Below are 19124 nucleotides of genomic sequence, written 5' to 3' on the forward strand. Positions count from 1 at the left end.
TCCGAGTGAGTGGTTTTCTCACACGGACGAGTAGCGAGAGAAGCCATCGCCATCTATGAAAGGGCTGAGAAAAAGGGTGGTTTTCCCTTTTTATACAAAATCGAAGCGATGAGCGGAACCGCTACATGTTTTAAAGTCCGAGTGAGTGGTTTTCTCACACGGACGAGTAGCGAGAGAAGCCATCGCCATCTATGAAAGAGCTAAGAAAAAGGGTGGTTTTCCCTTTTTATACAGAATCGAAGCGATGAGCGAAACCGCTACATGTTTTAAAGTACGTGTGAGTGGTTTTCTCACACGGACGAGTAGTGAGAGAAGCCATTGCCATCTATGAAAAGGCTGAGAAAAAGGGTGGTTTTCCCTTTTTATACAGAATCGAAGCCATTGCCTTCTATTTGAACACACTCTATAATGAAAAATAGGACAAGGAGGTGCTACCTATGGGTGGATTAGGAGCAGGCAGCATTGCATTGATTGCAATCGTTGCGTTACTAATTTTTGGTCCAAAGAAGTTACCAGAGTTAGGAAAAGCTGCTGGGAATACATTACGTGAATTTAAAAACGCAACAAAAGGCTTAGCAGATGAAGATGAGAACAAGAAAAAAGATAACGATAAAGCCTAAGTAGGAAGGGTCTATAAATGGAACAAAGAGACATGTCGGTAATGGACCACATTGTGGAGCTTAGACGAAGAATTATTATAACTTTAGTCTTCTTCATCGTGGCACTAATTGCCGGCTTCTTTTTAGCTACACCGTTAATAACATATTTGCAAAGCACACCTACTGCTCAAGACTTGCCAATGAATGCTTTTAAGATGACGGATCCGATTCGGATTTTTATGACATTTGCTTTTGCAAGTGCGCTCATTATCACATTTCCGGTCATCTTGTATCAGCTTTGGGCGTTTGTTAGTCCTGGCTTACATGAGAAAGAACAAAAGGCTACATTGGCCTATATTCCGTTTGCTTTCATATTATTTATAGCTGGTCTTTCGTTTTCGTACTTTGTTCTTTTCCCCTTTATCGTTCAATTTATGGGGAGTTTGTCAGAACGACTTGGAATTACTGAGCAGTATGGGATTAATGAATACTTTTCGTTTCTCTTTCAAGTAACTTTGCCATTTGGATTATTATTTCAACTTCCTGTTATTGTAATGTTTTTTACTCGATTAGGGATGTTAACACCGAGTTTACTTGCTCAGGTAAGGAAGTTTGCTTATTTTGTTTTGCTTGTAATAGCTGGTTTTATAACGCCACCAGAAATTTTGTCTCATTTGATGGTGACATTGCCGTTATTGCTTCTGTATGAATTTAGTATTTGGGTGTCTTATCTAACCTATCGAAAAGTTCAAAGGTTGGAACGAGAACGAGAACAAGAAGAAAGCATAAAAGAGTGACTTCCGCTGTGATGAAAGTCACTCTTTTTTATACTGTTTTGTGAGATGTTGAACATAGTTTGACATGTCTTAAAATAGGATAGCCAAAAAGGTTGTCCTGTCCTATACTATGAATATAGAAAAGGTTGTGAAAACAATCACAAGAAAAAAGAGCTATCACAGCCGATTCTACAATAAAAGTGAGTTTCTTCACTAAAGTATGTGAAGTTCTGAACAAACAAAAGCAAATAAAAGGAGGACTTACAATGATCGGTCAATTTTTCAGAGAAAACAAATATGTCGCGGGAGTATGGTTGTTCTTACGAGTATATTTAGGATGGTCTTGGTTAACAGCAGGATGGGGGAAGGTAACTGGAGATTTTCACGCAGGAGGCTATTTACAAGGATCTGTTGCTAACCCAGTGATAAGCGGGGAAGCGTTAATGTATCCAAACTACGTATCATTTTTAGAGGGTATAGCAATTCCAAACGCCGATCTGTTTAGCTTTATGGTAGCGTGGGGAGAAGTATTAGTAGGACTAGGACTTATATTAGGAGTATTCACATCAGCAGCAGCTTTCTTCGGAGTAGTGATGAACATGTCATTCTTATTTGCCGGAACGATTTCTTCTAACCCGTGGATGATATTAATCTCAATGTTCATTTTAGCAGCAGGAGCAAACGCAGGTCGTTACGGTGGAGATAGGTGGGTATTGCCATACTTGAAAAGTGTCGTATTCAAAAATAGAAACAATGAAAAAGGCTTTGGTGGAGCGAATTTAAAAGAAGCCATCTAATTGTAAAAAGAGGTAGACTCTAAAGAAAGAAGGGGTTTGCCTCTTATTGCTGTTTTCTAGGGTGAAATTAATTAGAAGGCCAAGGCAATAGGTCGATCTAAATAGTGTTCCTGCTTTAACACTTATGTTATGATACAGCTATGGTATTTCGAAAAACGAAATGGTGTGACTAACAATGAAAGTGTCAGGAAAGTGGATGGTCGTTGTAGCTGTGCTGCTCGGATCTTTTACAATGATTTTAAATAATAGCATGTTAAATCCAGCTGTACCACAACTAATGACTGTGTTTAATGCAGATGCGGTTGCAACTGGATGGGTTATAACGATATTTATGGTAACAATGGGGATGACCGTGCCAGTTACAGGATATCTCGGTGATCGGTTTGGGAAAAAGAAACTATATATTCTTGGGTTAGCCATTTTTGTTTTAGGTTCCTTACTTGGTTCATTTTCATGGAATCTGAGTTCGTTAATTATGTTCCGAGGGCTTCAAGGCATAGGTGGTGGAATTATGATGCCCCTTTCTATGGCACTTATCTTCGAAGCTTTTCCTCGAAAAGAACGTGGTTTAGCAACAGGAGTATGGGGCATATCTGCCATGATGGCACCTACCATTGGACCGACATTTGGTGGTTTTTTACTTGAGACATTAGATTGGACTTACTTATTTCTTGTTAATGTTCCCTTTGGGCTTATTGGTATCTGGTTTGCGTATCGTTATTTACCAACTACAACTGCTAATAAGCAAATTACATTTGATAAATACGGGTTTATCACCATTACTTGTGGTGTCGGTGCAATTTTGTATGCATTAGGAAGAATGTCTGAACTTGCTCACTTAACAGAGCCAATGAACCTTACGTTAGTGGCGGTGGGGATTGTACTATTATATGTATTTGTCCAAATTGAAAAGAAAGAGGAGCAACCTCTATTAGATTTAGCATTGTTTCGTGTGCCAGCCTATATGTATAGCATGATCATAGCGAGTGTTTCATCTATCGGTTTGTTTGCGGGAATATTTTTAATTCCATTGTTAATTCAACAAGTGTATGGTTTTGGTCCAATTATGACAGGTCTTATCTTTTTGCCATCAGCCTTGTTAACGGGAGTATTTATGAGTGTAGGTGGACGGATTCTTGACCGGAAAGGGCCAACTGGAGTCGTATCTACAGGCCTTATTGTTGTTGCTATTGGTACGTTTCCGCTCGGGTTTATGAGCCTTGAAACGTCTTTAGTGGTGATTTTCTTTTGGATGGCTATTAGAGGGATCGGAATGGGATTAAGCGGTATGCCGTCAACGACGACAGGAATGAATGCCATTCCTAGTCATCTCATCTCCAGAGGGTCTGCAGTGAATAATGTTATTAGACAAATGAGTTCCGCCTTAGGAATTGTATTTGTTTCGATTTACTATGAAGTGAGAAGAGGTCAATTAGCGATTACGCTCGGATCGTTAGAAGAAGCGAGTCTTCATGCAATTAATGAAGGGTTTATTGCTATTGCCATTCTCACAACAATTTCAATTCCAGTAGCATTCTTCCTTGAAAAAGCAGCAAGGCAAGAGGAAAAATTGGCTTCAAGGTAAAAGTTTTCGAGGAGTATTATGCAAAAAGCATAGTGCTCTTTTTTTATTGAAAAGGACACTAGAGCACGAATGAAAATGCATAAGCTGCATATAAAACAAGTAGGAATGAAAATTATAGAAGGTGGTAAGTAGTGGACGGCAAACGCAAGGTGAAAGTGTGTTTTGTCATAGTGACGAGTATCCTAATATTATCTTTTGTGAGACACGTGTTTCTTTGAGGGGGAGTACGAAGGAAGAAATGCCTAGGGGGTTGTCGAAAAGCCAGTAACAAAGGAGGCACTGGCTCCGTTCGCTGCGCGCCTTCTATGAGAAACCCACTCATAGAAGGCTTAAAACATGGCAGCGACTCCGCTCAGTGCTTTGGGAATATCCCCTTTAGTCTTTCTTTTTCTTATTTGTCTTCTGGAGCTGTTTAATCACTTTTCGTAAACGATAAAAGCGATAGGCAATCATAAAATCAATTGCAGCAAAAGAAACAATTAAATAGCTCCAAAAATTCCAACCGGCGGTGTTCACATTTTGAATAGCAAAAAATACTAGTAACACACCTATTGAAAAATAGAGGAGCGCCATTGTAATCGGTGATGCTCTCATAGTAATCCTCCAATGATGAGTGATGTTTGTTGTTCAAGTTGTTCGAGTTGCTCCATCCAATCTTCAATTTGGTCTGCTAACAAAACATTAACAATTGAAACAAAAAGGTTAATTGCAACATGAGCGATAATCGGAACAAGTATACGTTTTGTTTTTACATATAGGTAAGCAAAAACTAGTCCCATAGCTGTGTATACGAGTAAATGAGTGAAATCCATATGAACAGCGGCGAAAATTAATGAACTAAGGATCCCTGAAATCCAGAAATTAAATCGTTTGTAAAGAGCTCCAAATATAACTAAACGGAAGACAATTTCCTCTAAGATAGGGCCAATGACTGATATAACAATAATAAAAGCAGGGAAAGCTTTTGCGAATTCTACAATGGTCTCTGTGTTTTCAGACCCAGGTTCAATCCCAAGAAGGAACATTTCAATTAATGCTGCTGCATACTGAGCAGCAAAAACAAAGAAAACACCAATAATGGACCAACGTATGGCTTCTCCTCTTGAAGAGCGCCCTCTTACTTCATGACGATTACGGATCTCAGGCAAAAGCAATAAGATAATAATAAGTAAGCCAGTCGTAAAACTGAACATACTCCAAATACCAGGTATACGCTCTAAAGGAATGTCGAGTTCCCTGAGAAGTAAGACGCCAGGTACAGCTGAAAATTGCATTAATGTGTATGTAATTAGAATCCACCAATATCTTTTATTCAATGTGTAATTCCCCTTTGTTAAAAAGTCTCAAAACGCATCTTCATATTTTAACATAAGCTTTACAGAAAAGCTGAAGGAAAGCCCCAAGTATTATCGAATATAATGTGAATAAGAATACTGAATTAGGAAAAGATAATGAAGGTTTGTTTTAAATCCTACATGAAAGCAGTCTTTTATTACGGTATGTAAGTACATAATTGATTATGTGCTTGTCTTGATTCTTAAACAAAATACATATATTAAAGGACCTGAAAGCGCACAGCAAATTTTTAAATTTTTTTTTGCAAAATGCTTGCAAATATACCCAGTTATGCTTATTATAATAATTGTGTTAGCACTCGAAGGTGATGAGTGCTAATAATAAAAATTTAATTTGTAGATCTTGAAGGAGGGTGTTTTCCTTGTTAAAGCCATTAGGTGATCGTGTTGTAATTGAACTAGTTGAATCAGAGGAAAAAACTGCAAGCGGGATTGTGTTACCCGATTCTGCGAAGGAAAAGCCTCAAGAAGGAAAAGTGGTAGCTGTTGGTACTGGTCGTGTGACTGACAACGGTGAGCGCGTTGCTCTTGAAGTAAGTACGGGAGATTCTATCATCTTTTCAAAATATGCAGGTACTGAAGTGAAATTCGAAGGCAAAGAATATTTAATCTTACGTGAGAGCGATATTCTTGCAATCATTGGCTAATAAAAAAAGAGCTTAGTCTCTACATAAAATAGAAAAATTCTAGGAGGGTACAAACATGGCTAAAGATATTAAGTTTAGTGAAGACGCTCGTCGTTCAATGCTACGTGGTGTTGATGCACTTGCGAACGCTGTGAAAGTAACACTTGGACCAAAAGGACGTAACGTGGTTCTTGAGAAGAAATTCGGTTCTCCATTAATTACAAATGATGGTGTAACAATCGCGAAAGAAATCGAGCTTGAAGATGCATTCGAAAACATGGGTGCAAAGCTTGTAGCTGAAGTAGCTAGCAAAACAAACGATATTGCAGGGGACGGTACAACAACTGCAACAGTTCTTGCTCAAGCTATGATCCGTGAAGGTCTTAAAAACGTAACATCTGGTGCGAACCCGATGGTCATCCGTAAAGGTATTGAAAAAGCAACTGCTGCTGCAGTTACTGAACTTAAAAACATTTCAAAGCCAATCGAAGGAAAAGCTTCAATTGCACAAGTTGCAGCGATCTCTTCTGCTGATAATGAAGTAGGTGAAATCATCGCTGAAGCAATGGACCGTGTTGGTAACGACGGTGTTATCACAATCGAAGAGTCTAAAGGTTTCTCTACTGAGTTAGAAGTAGTAGAAGGTATGCAATTCGATCGCGGATACGCTTCTCCTTACATGGTAACTGACTCTGATAAGATGGAAGCAGTTCTTGATAACCCTTATGTACTTATCACTGACAAGAAGATCGCTAACATTCAAGAAGTTCTTCCTGTTCTTGAGCAAGTAGTACAACAAGGTAAGCCAATCCTTATCATCGCTGAAGATGTTGAAGGTGAAGCTCTTGCTACACTTGTTGTGAACAAATTACGTGGTACATTCAACGCTGTAGCTGTAAAAGCTCCAGGATTTGGTGACCGTCGTAAAGCAATGCTTGAAGACATTGCAACATTAACTGGTGGTGAAGTGATCACAGAAGATCTAGGTCTTGACCTTAAGTCTGCGAACATCACTCAACTTGGCCGCGCTGGAAAAGTTGTTGTAACAAAAGAAAATACAACGATCGTTGAAGGTGCTGGAGACGCAGCTGCAATCGCTGGTCGCGTAAGCCAAATCAAAGCTCAACTTGAAGAAACTACATCTGAATTTGACAAAGAAAAGCTACAAGAGCGCCTTGCTAAGCTAGCTGGTGGAGTAGCCGTTCTTAAAGTTGGTGCTGCAACAGAAACAGAATTAAAAGAGCGTAAACTACGCATTGAAGATGCATTAAACTCAACTCGTGCTGCAGTTGAAGAAGGTATCGTAGCTGGTGGTGGTACAGCACTTGTAAATGTCATCAAAGCTGTTCAAGCAGTTCAAGCTGACGGCGACGAAGCTACAGGTGTGAACATCGTTCTACGTGCTCTTGAAGAGCCAGTTCGTCAAATCGCGCACAATGCAGGTCTTGAAGGATCTGTTATCGTTGAGCGCCTTAAAGGCGAAGAAGTTGGCCAAGGTTTCAACGCTGCAACTGGCGAGTGGGTAAACATGGTTGAAGCTGGAATCGTTGACCCAACTAAAGTTACACGTTCAGCTCTACAACACGCTGCATCTGTATCTGCTATGTTCCTAACAACTGAAGCAGTTATCGCTGATAAGCCAGAAGAAAACGCTGGCGGCGGCATGCCTGACATGGGCGGCATGGGTGGCATGGGTGGCATGGGCGGCATGATGTAATCTGCCCCTCGAACCCTTGTTGCATAAGCATTTCTATATAATATGCTAACAAAATGCTAACATAGTGAATAAATTTCAGACTTCTCCTTAGTTCTTTGGAACTTATGAGAAGTCTTTTTTCTTATGTCATATGACGATATACATTTTTTTGCTCTGAATATCTGAATGTACCAATCTTTTTTCTAATGTTACACCTATAATTGACAGCTTTTATTTTTCAAGTCTATAATCGTAATGATTACTATTATCTGTATTCGATGAATAATTCTTAAAAGAATAGGGTAAGAATGTTTTGTATATCGTAATGATTACGTTTTGTGAAGTGGTATATAGTGCCAGCTTGGGATCTTAGTCAAACGAAGCATCATGTGCTGTTTTGTAATGGGAGTAGTTGTAACAAGTGGGGAGCTGAAGATGTAACACAAGCGATTCGTCATGAGATTTCCAAAAGAAACTTAGATGAACTTATACATACAACAAGGACTCGCTGCAATGGGCGGTGTGATGATCGGTGTGTCGCAGTCGTGTATCCTTCTGGGGAATGGTACAAAGGATTGGTGCCAGAGGATGCGAGCACCTTCGTTAATTCACTTGTGTTAGATCGAGATCTAACAGGGAAAGTAAGTCATATATACACGGGTGATAGGTTTGCACGTGAAGAGGGAATCTCAAAAGCGATCTCTAAAGACACGGAAAAGGTAAAGAGAGTGTCTAAACAAAATTAAGAGAGTAGTGATGAAAATGGTTTTTACTAAGCAATCAAGGATTCCGGTAACCATATTAACAGGTTATCTTGGAGCTGGGAAGACAACCTTACTTAATCGTATTTTGACTGAAAAACATAATAAAAAGATAGCTGTCATTGTGAATGAATTTGGTGAGATTGGGATTGATAATCAGCTTGTTGTGGATTCTGAGGAAGAAATAGTAGAGATGAACAATGGATGCATTTGTTGTACAGTGCGTGGTGATTTAATTAAAATTCTTCGTACTTTACACTTTTCAATGGAACAAGGACATGTGCATTTTGATCAGGTAATTATTGAAACGACTGGTTTAGCTGATCCAGCTCCTGTTGCACAGACATTTTTCGTTGATGAGATTCTAAGCGAAGTGTTTGAGGTAGATAGTATCGTCACCGTTGTAGATAGTAAACACATTACAAAACACTTAGATAGAAAAGACGAAGCTCAGGAACAAATTGCCTTTGCCGATGTGATTGTTTTTAATAAGCAAGATTTAATCAATCCGGATGAAATCAAGCAACTGGAAGCAAGGGTCAGCCAAATGAATCCAACAGCTAAAAGACTCTATGCCGAGAATTGCCAGATCAATCTGCAAGACATCTTAAACATTCATACATTCAATGTTAATCATAAGCTGAATGTCAACCCGCATTTTCTAGATGATCATCATCACCATCATCATGATGATCGTGTTTCCTCGGTTGCATTTACAGAAGAGAGACCCCTTGATATGAGCAAAGTAGATCGTTGGATGAGCTACTTGGTTCAAGAAAAAGGAGAGGATTTACTTCGTTATAAAGGGATATTGAATATCGAAGGGATGCAAGAAAGGATTGTGTTTCAAGGACTACATATGTTGTTCACAGGTAAATCTGATAAGAAGTGGCAAGAGGGAGAAAAAAGGAAAACAGAACTTGTTTTCATTGGAAGAAATCTAGATAAGGTTGAACTAGAAAAACAATTTAACGAATGTGTTGTGAGCTGAGAGTAGCTACGTCAAGTAGCTTACTTCTTGGTTAGGTGAAACTAGAAACTAGGGGAAGTATATTTTTAAAATCGTAATTATTACTATTTACGGAGGGGCAAATGGAGAAGTGGTATGAAGAACATTTTAATGAAGACTATTTAAGAATCTATAAACATCGTAATGATGATTTAGCTCATAAGGAGTTAAATCAATTAATGAAGTTTGTGCCAACGACGAATGGTCAGTTATTACTAGATCTATGTTGTGGGAATGGGAGGCATAGTAGGTGGTTTGCTAAACAAGGCTTTCATGTAACGGGGGTTGATTTGTCGCCTACATTATTAAATGATGCCCAAAGGAAAGAGTACGCAAAAGACATTCATTATGTGCGCTTAGATATGAGAGAACTATATTATAAAGAAGATTTTGATGTAGTTGTTAATCTTTTCACAAGCTTCGGATACTTTAAAGAGGATGAACAGAATATAAAAGTGTTAGCGAATGCTTATCATGCACTGAAAACAAATGGATATTTTGTCTTTGATTATTTGAATCCATCTTTCTTAGAAAATTACCTTGTACCTTTTTCAAAGGATGTCATTGATGATCTTTCTATTCTTCAGTATCGGATGATTCTAAACAATACGATCGTAAAGAAGATCAAGGTAGTAGATCAAGGTGCTTTAAGAGAGTATGAAGAACGTGTGAAGTTATATGAACGCGAGAAATTAGATGCAATGTTAGAAGAGGTAGGGTTTACGATTATCCAAACGTTTGGTGATTATGATGGTAGCAGGTACGAGAGAAATGCATCTCCTAGGTTGATTTATGTTTGTCAGAAGAGAAGGAGCGGTGAAAGGTAAATAAATGGGAACGTTAGAAGTTACTAAGCGAAAGATGAACTTATCTTCAAGTCTTCATCTGAGATCCCCTGTTTTCTTAACATGGTGGATGCTCATTATCCTAACAATATCAATGACCATCTCAGTGATGGTAGGTGCCGTTACGATTTCCCCATTTACTGTGTGGAAGGTAACCTTATCAAAGATTTCGTTCATGGAACCTTATATCATAGCGGACTGGTCACGTGCCGAGCAACAAATTATTTGGGAGCTTCGATTTCCACGAGTGATATTAGCAGCTGTTGTTGGTGCGTTGGTTTCTGTGTTACTTGTGTTTATTCTATCGCAGGTACAAGGACGCATTTCCACTGTTCGACTTTTGCTGGCTGGTATTGCTGTATCTATGATGCTTTCAGCTGTTACTAGTTATATTGTTATTTCCGCTCCACGTGAAGAAGGAATTAGAGATGCAATGTTTTAGATGATGGGGAGTGTGGCAGGTGCAAAGTGGTCACAGCTACCTATACCATTAATTAGTCTAATACTTGCTTTGATTATACTGAGGCTTCTTGCAAGACCTCTTAACCTAATGCTAATGAGAGAGGATGCAGCAGCAACCTTAGGTGTAGATAGTCAAAGGTTAAAGGAATGGATAATTGCTTTAACAGCTCTATTAACCGGTGTATTGGTTTCTGTTAGTGGTGCTATTGGATTTATAGGATTAATGGTGCCTCACATGGTTCGATTAGTGATCGGATCTAACCATCGATATGTGCTTCCATTTAGTGCATTAGTGGGGGCGGTTTTTCTGATTTGGGCGGATTTAATCGCAAGAACAATAGTAGCGCCGCAAAAACTACCAATCGGAATTATTACGGCGTTATGTGGAGGGACCTTCTTTATTTGGCTATTAAGGAAAAGCTCGTACTCATTTGGTGGAGGTGGAGAAAAATGAAATTAATGGTTAATGAGTTAGTTACTGAATTAAATCACCAAGCCATTGTTCAAGATGTCAGTTTCAATGTAAACGAAGGGGAATTTGTTGGGGTAATTGGTCCAAACGGAAGTGGGAAATCGACACTCTTAAAGACGTTATATAGAGTGCTCAAACCTGCTGAAGGTGCAGTTATGTTAGATGATGAAGCAATTACTTCTTATCATCATAAAGAATTTGCTAAAAAAGTAGCTGTCGTTGGACAAGAAAGTACAGTTCCTTTTGATTTTTCCATACTGGATATAGTCCTCATGGGAAGAAATCCGCATAAACGGTTACTTGACCAAGAAACAAAGGTTGATCATGACATTGCTCAAGAAGCGCTTAAACAGGTTGGGCTAGAAGGTTATGAACAACGCAGTTTTGCTACATTGTCTGGCGGAGAGAAGCAGCGTGTCATTATTGCTAGAGCGATTGCCCAAGAGTCAAGCTTCTTTATTCTAGATGAACCTACGAATCATCTAGATATCCACCATCAGCTTCATATTCTTGATGTATTGAAACGTTCTAACATGACGGTCCTTACTGCCCTACATGACTTAAATCTAGCAGCCTCTTATTGTGATCGGATCCTTGTTATGCAGGACGGTAGATTGGTAGCAAACGGGTCACCAAAAGAAATTCTAACAAAGCAACTATTAGAGGAAGTCTTCCAAGTAGAAGCAACCATATGGACACACCCATTAACTCAAAAAGTACAAGTCATGTATGTCTCACCAGGGATGAAACAAGCGATTTTTGATCTTCAGCTAAAAAGATGGCTGCAGAGCTAAGGAAAGGAAGGCCTATGGGAAATTATCAATGTATGGTTTGTGGGTTTCGTTACAATGAATGGCATGGGGATCCAAAGAACGGCATTCCTGAGAATACTCCTTTTTATCAATTAGCAAGAACATTGTGTTCAAGGTGTGGATTACAGGGAGAACGTCATCAAAGACAGCCTAATCCTAAATATCGATCATTAGAGGCCGAGTATTATGATTATTTTGTTGGAAAACGCGGGATAAACTTCTACCGTCAATGGCTTGCAGCGTATCATGATCAGGCATCTGTATTAGATTTAGGAATTGGAACAGGGAGATTGGCTGTAAAACTATTGAAGGATGGGGCAAGTGTCACTGGTGTTGATTGGAGTGAAGACATGCTTGCGGTTGCTGAAAGGAGGTTTAACAGATTCAATCACGATATTGAACTAATTCATGAGGATATTCTTTATTTTTCACTAAATAAGAAGGATGTCACTTGAAGGTGTTCATAAGTTAAGAGCAAGACATAACTGTGCATTAATGGCCTGGCAGGCTTTAGATAAGGTATTAGTTGATGCACAAGGGTATAAAGGGATCAAAGGGTAACTGTGAGATGTATGCATGAAGGAAAAAGTTGAGGTTGTCATACTAAGTGGATTTCTAGGGAGTGGAAAAAGCCCATTATTAACTCGACTTCTATCCTATGAAAAGAAGAAGGGGCGTAAGGTAGCTGTGTTAATGAATGAGCTAGGCAAAGTGAGTATCGCTTCCTCAGTTGTCCCTACAAATATTCCTTTAAAGGAAATGTTAAATGGATGCATTTGCTGTTATTGATTTACCGCACTTCTTGCACACGATATTAAAGATATTACACACTCTCACCTTAGGGGCGCATGATGTAATTTATGCTCCCTGAAACCCTTGGTATATAAGGATTTTGAAGTGTTGTGCTCACAAAATGCTAACATCAGGGTATAAAAGAGGCTTCTCATTAGTTGATTAAACTTTTGAGAAGCCTCTTTTTTGTTTCTGTGTTACGTGAAGATACAATTTGCTTTTTGTATAATTTACACGAAAAACTGAGAGCACTTAATTAAATTTAGTAGGTTATAAATCTATAGTAGGAACTCAACTCTGTAAGGTAAGAGATTTTTTAAAATTATCTCGTAGAATCAGATATTCTAAACATTTAAAGACTAATTCCTTTCTGAAATTTAAAAATTTTATTGACAAGTAGCCGGTTGAATCTTATTATTTGATAATGGTTATCAATTTCAATGAGAAGGGGAAGTTTTATGTTAAATCGAATACATAAAAAACAATTTTTATTTATGTCTGCAATGATTATTATATTATCTATGACTTTACTTGGTTGTTCAGGTGCAACTGAATCAGGAAATGAGTCTTCAGATTCTTCTAGTGTAAGTAGCAACATGATTACTTTTGCTTGGCCTAGGGATATAGGTGATTTAAACCCACATCTCTACAATCCATCTCAAATGTTTGCTCAATCTATGGTATTTGAACCTTTAGTTAGCTATCAAGATGGAGGCGAACTAAAACCACATTTAGCTGAATCTTGGGAAGTTTCAGATGATGGAAAAGAATATACATTCAACTTACGTCAAGATGTGAAGTTTTCTGATGGCTCAAGTTTCAATGCTGAGACTGTGAAAAAGAATTTTGATGCTGTATTAAACAATGTAGATTTACATAATTGGTTAGGCTTTATTCCGAAAGTCGATCAAACAGAGATCGTTGATGAATATACGTTTAAAATAACATTAAATGAACCATATTATCCTACTATTCAGGAGTTAGCTGTTGTTCGTCCAGTTCGTTTCTTAGGGGAAGCTGGTTTTCCTCAAGATGGTGACACTTCTAAAGGAATAGAAAAACCAGTAGGCACAGGCCCATGGGTATTGGATGAATATAAAGTAGATGAATATGCAACTTTTAAACGTAATGATCATTATTGGGGTGACCTCCCAAGTGTAGAGCAAATTAAAGTCAAAGTTATTCCTGACGCTGAAACACGCGTACTCGCTTTTGAAAAAGGGGATTTAGACCTTGTATATGGGGAAGGTGTTATCAGTTTAGATTCTTTTATACAATTAGAATCGACTGGTTCCTATGATACTAGTATTTCTGAGCCTGTGGCTACTAGACAGCTAGTTATGAATACAAATATTGAACAGCTTTCAGATATCCAAGTACGTCAAGCCTTACATTATGGATTTAATAAAGAAGCAATGGTTGAAGGTGTGACATCTGGGGTAGAAGAGAAGGCTGACTATATCTTACCAACAAATTTCCCTTACACTTCGAATGTTGATGTAAATACGGTTAATTATGATGTTGATAAAGCGAAACAATTATTAGATGAAGCAGGTTGGAAGTTACCAGAAGGAAAAGATATTCGTGAAAAAGACGGGAAACCACTTGAAATCGAGTTAATGTATAACTCAGCTGAATCCATTCAAAAAACAATGGCTGAAATATTACAATCTGAGTGGGTGGCATTAGGTGTGAAACTAAATATTGTCGGTGTTGAACTTACGACTCAAGTCGAAAGATTCAAAGCTAATGAGTTTGATATGAACTTCTTTAGTAACTATGGCGCTCCTTATGATCCACATGCTTTCGTAAACGTCGTAGCTACAGAAGGATTTGGATTTAGAGAAGCTATTTCATCTTATCCTAACAAAGATGAGTTGTTAAGCCAAATTGCTGCTGTCCAACAAACAACTGACGAAAATGAGCGTCAAGAACTATACACATCTATTTTAGGTGCATTACAAGAGCAGGGTGCAATTGTTCCTATTTCTTATATTAAACAAATAGCAATCCATCAAAAGGATGTTTCTAGTTTTAAGTTCCCGGCTAATCGGGATGAACATCCATTTACAGGGATTAGTATCGAGGAGTAAGCGACAGGAGATTTTCTTATGGTCACATATATCGTAAAACGAATTATGACAATCATACCAATTTTTCTTTTAGCTACTTTGCTAACATTTGGAATGATACACCTATCACCAGTGGATCCAGCTGAGGCATACTTAACTGCTGCGCATATCCAACCAACAGATGAGGTATTGGCCCAAAAAAGACAGGAGTTTGGCTTAGATCAACCTCTTCTTGTACAATATGTAAACTCCGTTATTCAGATATCCCAATTTGATTTTGGTGTATCTTATGTAACGAATAAACCTGTATGGGAAGAGGTATCTTCTCGAATACCAGCAACAATCCAGTTAACAGTAGGGAGCATCATAATAGCGATCATAGTCAGTGTCCCAATTGGTTTTTTAGCAGGTCTAAAGAAAAACAGTGGAATCGACCATTTTAGTCGATTTCTCTCTTTTTTCGGGGCATCTATACCTTCCTTTTGGCTTGGATATTTATTAATTTTTTTCTTTTCTGTAAAATTTGATCTTTTCCCAGTAGAAGGTACAGGAACATGGAAACATCTAGTTTTACCGTCGTTAACATTGGCTTTACCTTTAATCGCTTTATATACTCGACTATTACGTGCAAGCGTACTTGAAAATGTACAAGAGCCATATGTGCTTTTTGCCCGAACAAGAGGGATTCATGAAAGAATTATAATGGGAAAACATGTATTTAGAATTGCTATATCTCCTATGATTACCGGACTAGGAATGAATTTAGGTAACCTGATGACTGGAGCTATTATTGTAGAGGCAGTCTTTTCTTGGCCGGGATTTGGTAGGTATTTTATTGAGGCTATTTTTAACCGTGATGTTCCAGTCATTCAATGCTATGTTCTATTAGCAGCAGGTTTATTCCTGATCAGCAACTTAATTGTTGATCTTATCCAAATGTATATTGACCCACGTATTTCTAGAAAGGGAAGGAAGCTCCAATGATTGCAAAGACTCGTATTCTAGTAAAAAGTCAAAAAGTGATTGTTCTTAGTTCGCTACTATTGTTCATGCTATTTTTTATCACGATTTTTGCTCCTTGGCTTGCACCTAATGACCCTACTGCTGTGAATTTATTACATAAACTTTACCCGCCTTCTTTGAATTACCCATTAGGAACAGATCATTTAGGAAGATGTACATTATCACGTATCCTATATGGAGCAAGGGTGTCACTGGGGTTTGCTACATTAATTTTTATTTCCGCTTTAAGTATCGGTTTGATCATTGGTCTTATTGCTGGTTTTAAAGGTGGTTGGGTCGATCAGGTGTTAATGAGATTCGCTGATGGTGTGATGGCATTCCCAAGTCTTTTGCTTGTTCTTGGATTAGTTGGTATATGGGGAGCAGGGCTTAAACAAGTTGTATTAGCATTAATTTTCGTACAATGGGTCTATTATGCAAGGATAATCCGTGGAGTGGTACTAAGCCTGAAAGAACAGAACTATATAACCGCAGCTAAAATAAGTGGTTCTTCACAATGGAGGATCATGATGAGTCATATCATTCCTAATATCCTTCCACCACTAGCGGTAATGGGAACATTAGAAATGGGTTGGGCGATCATGCATTTATCTTCCATGTCCTTTTTGGGTTTAGGTGTGCAACCCCCTACACCAGAGTGGGGAGCGATGATTCACGAAGGGAAATCTTATATCAGGACAAATCCATCATTAATGCTTTATCCAGGGTTAATGATTATGCTAGTTGTCGTTACCTTTAATTTATTAGGCGAATCACTATCAGAACGTTTTGGGATTAAACGTCGATCATAAAGGACTGATAAAATAATGGATCAAAATATTTTAAATGTCAGAGACTTACATGTACAAGTAAAAACAAAAGATGGTCTTTCCACACTTGTTCAAGACATTAATTTTGGAATTGAAAAAGGAAAGGTACTCGGTCTAGTTGGGGAAAGTGGCAGTGGTAAAACAGTCACAAGTATGTCTATCTTACAGCTGCTTGATAGGAAAAACATGAAAATCGAGGGTAGCATTACGCTAAATGGACAGGAATTAAATGGGTTAAAAAACAAAGAAATGCGGGCGATTCGTGGGAAGGACATCGCCTTTATTATGCAAAATCCGATGAATGCTTTTACTCCTGTTTTTACAATCGGGCACCAATTTATTGAAACTATTAGATCCCATACTTCATTAAATAAGAAGCAAGCTAAGAAACTTGCTATCGAAGTGATGCAAAATGTAAACTTGCCCGATCCCGCAAAATTATTAAGAAACTATCCTTTTCAATTGAGTGGAGGTATGCTTCAGCGCGTAATGATTGCTATGGCCACTTGCTTACATCCATCTATTATTATTGCTGATGAACCTACAACGGCACTGGACCTACATAATCAATTATTAGTCCTTCGTCTATTAGATAAAATTCGTTCTGAATATGGAACTTCTATTTTACTCATTTCCCATGACCTTGGAGTAATTGCAGAAATGGCGGATGATGTAATCGTGATGAAACATGGTAGGATTGTAGAAAAAGCAAATGTATTTCAATTATTTGATCATCCACAACATGAGTACACAAAGAAGTTGTTAAACACAAGACCTACCCTGCAAGTTGAACAACAGCCTATCACTCATATGTTGTGATCGATAGAATTGCATTTTGCAAAGAGGTGAAACCAATGAGCTTATTACAGGTAAAAGAAGTCAATCACAGCTACGATTCTAAGAAACTTTTTAAATGGAAGGAACCATTAAATAAAGTGCTTTCTAATATTTCCTTCTCGATTGAAGAAGGAACCTGTTTAGGGTTACTGGGGACAAGTGGGGCTGGTAAAAGTACCTTAGGAAAAGTGATTCTTGGCATACAACGTCCACAACAAGGTCAGGTCTTGTTTCAAGGATACGATATTTATAATTCAGATAAACATACTCAACGAAAACTACGTCGCGATCTGCAAGTTGTTTTTCAGGACTCATATTCATCTGTGAATCCCCGTATGACAGCTGAGCGAATCATAAGCGAACCATTAGAGAATTATGAAAAACTATCCATAAGTGAAAAAAGAAGAAAGGTTATTTCGCTGTTAGAACGAGTAGGATTAAGTGAAAAGGATTTAAAAAAGTACCCACATCAATTTAGCGGTGGGCAGTTGCAAAGGATTAATATTGCTAGAGCCATTTCTCTTAAACCAAAGTTAATCGTCCTAGACGAATCGGTTAGTAGTTTAGATATGGTTACACAACGCTTAATTTTAGACTTATTAAGAGAATTAAAAGATGACTTCGGCTTATCTTATCTGTTTATTACCCATGATATTAAAGCTGCCTTTTCAATCTCTGATAGTCTCGGTGTACTGGAAAAAGGAGAATTAATCGAGTTTTATCATTCGAAAGATCATTTTTTTTCCTCGGAAAATCCTGTAGTTAAACAAATGAGGAACTCCATTCTTGTAGAACATCCGCGTTTTCGTCACTTTCGTCCACGTTCAGGGGTAACTAATAAGGAGTCGTGTCAAAACATATAAAGATGTATGAGTTAGTAGCTTATATTTATATAGGTGTAAACAAATAAATAATAGTTTGCTAACGCAATTAAATGAAAAAAGGTAATCGGTCGTTAAAGATGGCACAGATAAAATTTTGCAAGCCCTTTTTGACATGAAATCTAGTCTATGTTGTTATACACAGACTAGATTCTTTACTGCCTTCAGTTTAAGTTCCTCCGAATACCTCCTTCAGGTAGAAGTCTCCTTCAAACCTTCAACTTCGTACTTTTCATATTTATAAACTTAATCATAAATTGAGGTTGCATATGATTTCATCTTCTAATTGTAATTTTGTACTTCAAAACCGAATCCGTGTTTTTTTATTAAATTCCATTTCTCTCTACTACAGTTGTTGTTGTATAGAGAGTTATGAACATGTCGAATGACATGTGTATTGTTTTGGTCACGCTACTTTAGAAGTGCGATAATCCTGCTTTTGGAAAAATCCTGTGATTAAAGTGTGGTGTACCAAGAATTGGTTAGTCGTACATATGATTCTATCTGCAGAAAGTAAATACAACGACTGTTCTGTTTATGGTATTCTCTAAAGAAGTTTATTTTAAAAATAATGTCAGTCCTAAACCTGTCGCTCCTAACTTTGAGTGAATGAAATACCATAATAGGTGTTATGTCATACGTTCAAAATTTGTATTAAATGATCAGCCTTTCGTAATTAACAGAATAGTCAGTGGAAGGTGCAGAGTAAACATGACTTACACGATTACGCCTTATTTTTCATTGATCATTCTCTTGAGATCGTTTTTAGCTTCTAAGAGTTCTAGATTGGTTGATTAGGTGATTCCATCCTTGCCGTCTTGTATAGTCGAACCCAACGACTAACTATGTTTCGATTTAATTCGAAGCGACGAACAACATTTAATTGTTTCCCTGTTTCAAGTAATTATCTAATAA

General features: G+C 37.9%; 18 protein-coding genes and 3 pseudogenes. 19 read left to right on the forward strand and 2 right to left on the reverse strand.

The genetic code is table 11. The features are described from left to right. Positions 1 to 437: 437 nt before the first annotated feature. The 4 genes from SAY88_RS17115 to SAY88_RS17130 all read left to right on the forward strand — a co-directional run bounded on the left by SAY88_RS17115 (position 438) and on the right by SAY88_RS17130 (position 3757). Positions 438 to 620, forward strand: a complete 183-nt coding sequence (locus SAY88_RS17115) for a twin-arginine translocase TatA/TatE family subunit (protein ID WP_250097716.1) — start codon at positions 438 to 440, stop codon at positions 618 to 620. A 17-nt stretch (positions 621 to 637) separates the two neighbouring features. Further along, positions 638 to 1396: a twin-arginine translocase subunit TatC gene (tatC, locus tag SAY88_RS17120; RefSeq protein WP_250097717.1), complete on the forward strand. Its 759-nt coding sequence runs from the start codon at positions 638 to 640 to the stop codon at positions 1394 to 1396. A gap of 245 nt (positions 1397 to 1641) precedes the next feature. Further along, a complete protein-coding gene (locus SAY88_RS17125) occupies positions 1642 to 2172 on the forward strand; it encodes a DoxX family protein (RefSeq protein WP_332633341.1) in 531 nt (176 codons plus the stop codon). A gap of 175 nt (positions 2173 to 2347) precedes the next feature. Further along, positions 2348 to 3757, forward strand: coding sequence for an MDR family MFS transporter (locus tag SAY88_RS17130; RefSeq protein WP_332633343.1), 1410 nt, complete (start codon positions 2348 to 2350; stop codon positions 3755 to 3757). Between the two features lie 375 nt (positions 3758 to 4132). On the opposite strand, the gene SAY88_RS17135 is transcribed toward SAY88_RS17130, so the two are convergent. Continuing rightward, complete coding sequence (locus SAY88_RS17135) at positions 4133 to 4351, reverse strand: YdiK family protein (protein WP_034632355.1); 219 nt, start codon at positions 4349 to 4351, stop codon at positions 4133 to 4135. Further along, positions 4348 to 5073, reverse strand: coding sequence for a CPBP family intramembrane glutamic endopeptidase (locus tag SAY88_RS17140; RefSeq protein WP_332633346.1), 726 nt, complete (start codon positions 5071 to 5073; stop codon positions 4348 to 4350). Before SAY88_RS17140 ends, SAY88_RS17135 begins: the two co-directional genes overlap by 4 nt. Before the next feature lie 401 nt (positions 5074 to 5474). On the opposite strand from SAY88_RS17140, the gene groES reads away from it, so the two are divergent. From groES to nikE, 15 genes and pseudogenes are all read left to right on the forward strand, one after another. Next, on the forward strand, positions 5475 to 5759 hold the full coding sequence (gene groES / locus SAY88_RS17145) for a co-chaperone GroES (RefSeq protein ID WP_250097724.1): 285 nt from the start codon (positions 5475 to 5477) through the stop codon (positions 5757 to 5759). A 55-nt stretch (positions 5760 to 5814) separates the two neighbouring features. Further along, entirely contained in the window at positions 5815 to 7455 is a 1641-nt protein-coding gene (gene groL, locus SAY88_RS17150; RefSeq protein ID WP_250097725.1) for a chaperonin GroEL, read from the forward strand. 332 nt (positions 7456 to 7787) lie between these two features. Next, positions 7788 to 8180 carry a (2Fe-2S) ferredoxin domain-containing protein gene (locus SAY88_RS17155; protein WP_332633349.1) on the forward strand — a complete coding sequence of 131 codons (393 nt, stop codon included), beginning with the start codon at positions 7788 to 7790 and terminating at the stop codon, positions 8178 to 8180. 10 nt (positions 8181 to 8190) lie between these two features. Beyond that, complete coding sequence (locus SAY88_RS17160; protein ID WP_332633350.1) at positions 8191 to 9186, forward strand: CobW family GTP-binding protein; 996 nt, start codon at positions 8191 to 8193, stop codon at positions 9184 to 9186. A 101-nt stretch (positions 9187 to 9287) separates the two neighbouring features. Beyond that, the gene (locus SAY88_RS17165; protein WP_332633351.1) at positions 9288 to 10031 is read left to right on the forward strand and encodes a class I SAM-dependent methyltransferase; all 744 of its coding nucleotides are present in this window, start codon (positions 9288 to 9290) and stop codon (positions 10029 to 10031) included. A gap of 88 nt (positions 10032 to 10119) precedes the next feature. Next, a pseudogene (locus tag SAY88_RS17170) lies at positions 10120 to 10965 on the forward strand (FecCD family ABC transporter permease). Further along, complete coding sequence (locus tag SAY88_RS17175; protein WP_332633353.1) at positions 10962 to 11777, forward strand: heme ABC transporter ATP-binding protein; 816 nt, start codon at positions 10962 to 10964, stop codon at positions 11775 to 11777. The pseudogene SAY88_RS17170 and the gene SAY88_RS17175 overlap by 4 nt, the downstream one beginning before the upstream one ends. A 32-nt stretch (positions 11778 to 11809) precedes the next feature. Next, positions 11810 to 12250 (forward strand): methyltransferase domain-containing protein, encoded by a 441-nt coding sequence (locus SAY88_RS17180; RefSeq protein WP_332633406.1) that lies wholly within the window; start codon positions 11810 to 11812, stop codon positions 12248 to 12250. Further along, positions 12240 to 12356 (forward strand): annotated as a pseudogene (locus SAY88_RS17185) (Fe-S cluster assembly sulfur transfer protein SufU); the annotation flags it as partial. The gene SAY88_RS17180 and the pseudogene SAY88_RS17185, both read left to right, overlap by 11 nt. Before the next feature lie 15 nt (positions 12357 to 12371). Next, positions 12372 to 12578, forward strand: a pseudogene (locus SAY88_RS17190) (GTP-binding protein); the annotation flags it as partial. Between the two features lie 467 nt (positions 12579 to 13045). Then, a complete protein-coding gene (gene nikA, locus SAY88_RS17195; RefSeq protein WP_332633355.1) occupies positions 13046 to 14680 on the forward strand; it encodes a nickel ABC transporter substrate-binding protein in 1635 nt (544 codons plus the stop codon). An 18-nt stretch (positions 14681 to 14698) separates the two neighbouring features. Further along, positions 14699 to 15643: a nickel ABC transporter permease subunit NikB gene (gene nikB / locus SAY88_RS17200; RefSeq protein ID WP_332633357.1), complete on the forward strand. Its 945-nt coding sequence runs from the start codon at positions 14699 to 14701 to the stop codon at positions 15641 to 15643. Then, positions 15640 to 16473: a nickel ABC transporter permease subunit NikC gene (nikC, locus tag SAY88_RS17205; RefSeq protein ID WP_332633359.1), complete on the forward strand. Its 834-nt coding sequence runs from the start codon at positions 15640 to 15642 to the stop codon at positions 16471 to 16473. Before nikB ends, nikC begins: the two co-directional genes overlap by 4 nt. Before the next feature lie 15 nt (positions 16474 to 16488). Beyond that, the gene (gene nikD, locus SAY88_RS17210; protein WP_332633361.1) at positions 16489 to 17310 is read left to right on the forward strand and encodes a nickel import ATP-binding protein NikD; all 822 of its coding nucleotides are present in this window, start codon (positions 16489 to 16491) and stop codon (positions 17308 to 17310) included. Positions 17311 to 17345: 35 nt separating this feature from the next. After that, on the forward strand, positions 17346 to 18191 hold the full coding sequence (gene nikE / locus SAY88_RS17215) for a nickel import ATP-binding protein NikE (protein WP_332633363.1): 846 nt from the start codon (positions 17346 to 17348) through the stop codon (positions 18189 to 18191). The last annotated feature ends 933 nt before the right edge of the window (positions 18192 to 19124 follow it).

The sequence above is a fragment of the Halalkalibacter flavus genome (assembly GCF_036663575.1).
Taxonomy (GTDB): domain Bacteria; phylum Bacillota; class Bacilli; order Bacillales; family Bacillaceae_D; genus Halalkalibacter; species Halalkalibacter flavus.